At 68.6% G+C, this 1,305-nt stretch carries 1 protein-coding gene and 1 pseudogene; one reads left to right on the forward strand and one right to left on the reverse strand.

Annotated elements, in window-relative coordinates; translation table 11 throughout:
* Window positions 1-828 (reverse strand): hypothetical protein (locus OQ968_RS24710; protein ID WP_420716004.1); only part of this gene is annotated, 828 nt, incomplete at its 3' end.
* Between OQ968_RS24710 and OQ968_RS24715 the strand changes: the two are divergent.
* Window positions 815-1,305, forward strand: a pseudogene (locus tag OQ968_RS24715) (hypothetical protein); the annotation flags it as partial. The gene OQ968_RS24710 and the pseudogene OQ968_RS24715 overlap by 14 nt on opposite strands.

Below are 1,305 nucleotides of genomic sequence, written 5' to 3' on the forward strand. Positions count from 1 at the left end.
GACGTTGACGGTGGGGAGCACCGGGCCGGGTAGCGGCGCCCTGACCATCAGCGCCAGCCACGCCCTGACGGTGAACGGCGGCGGGACGCTGACGGATACCGGCAGCGTGACGGTGTCGGGCACGTTGACCGATGGCGGCACTATGACGGTGGGCACCGGCACCGCCAACAGCGGCACGTTGACGGTGGGGAGCACCGGTCCGGGTAGTGGCACTTTGGCGGTCAATGGTGGTCTGACGGTGAACGCCGGTGGCACGTTGACCGATACCGGGACGGTCACGGTGTCGGGGACGTTGACGGATTCGGGCACGGTGACGGTGGGCACCGCCAGCGCGAATAGTGGCACGTTGACGGTGGGGAGCACGGGTCCGGGTAGTGGCACTTTGGCGGTCAACGGGGGTCTGACCGTCAACGCCGGTGGCACGTTGACCGATACCGGGACGGTCACGGTGTCGGGGACGTTGACGGATTCGGGCACGGTGACGGTGGGCACCGCCAGCGCGAATAGTGGCACGTTGACGGTGGGGAGCACGGGTCCGGGTAGTGGCACTTTGGCGGTCAATGGTGGGCTGACCGTCAATGCTGGGGGCACGTTGACTGATACCGGGACGGTGACCGTCTCGGGCACGTTGACCGATGGCGGCACTATGACGGTGGGTACCGCCAGCGCGAATAGCGGCACGTTGACGGTGGGGAGCACCGGACCCGGTAGTGGCACGCTGGCGGTCAATGGGGGGCTGACCGTCAACGCTGGGGGCACGTTGACTGATACCGGCAGCGTGACGGTGTCGGGCACGTTGACCGATGGCGGCACTGTGACGGTGGGCACCGGCAGCGCGAATAGTGGGACGTTGACGGTAGGGAGCACCGGCCCGGGTAGCGGCACGTTGAATGTCGGCTCCGGGGTGACGTTGACGGTGAACTCCGGGGGGACGCTGACTGACACCGGCACGGTAACCGTGTCGGGCGCCGTCAGCGACAGCGGCGCCCTGACCGTGGGCACCGGCAGCCCCGGCAGCGGCACGCTTGCCGTCAATGGCAGCTTGACCGTCAACGCTGGCGGCACGCTGACCGATACCGGGACGGTGACCGTGTCGGGCACGTTGACCGATGGCGGCACCGTGACGGTGGGCACCGGCAGCGCCAATAGCGGGACGTTGACGGTGGGGAGCACCGGGCCGGGTAGCGGCACCCTGACCATCAGCGCCAGCCACGCCCTGACGGTGAACGGCGGCGGGACGCTGACGGATACCGGCAGCGTGACGGTGTCGGGCACGTTGACCGATGGCGGCACTATGACGGTGGG

The organism is Mycobacterium sp. 663a-19 (genome assembly GCF_035616495.1).
Lineage (GTDB): Bacteria > Actinomycetota > Actinomycetes > Mycobacteriales > Mycobacteriaceae > Mycobacterium.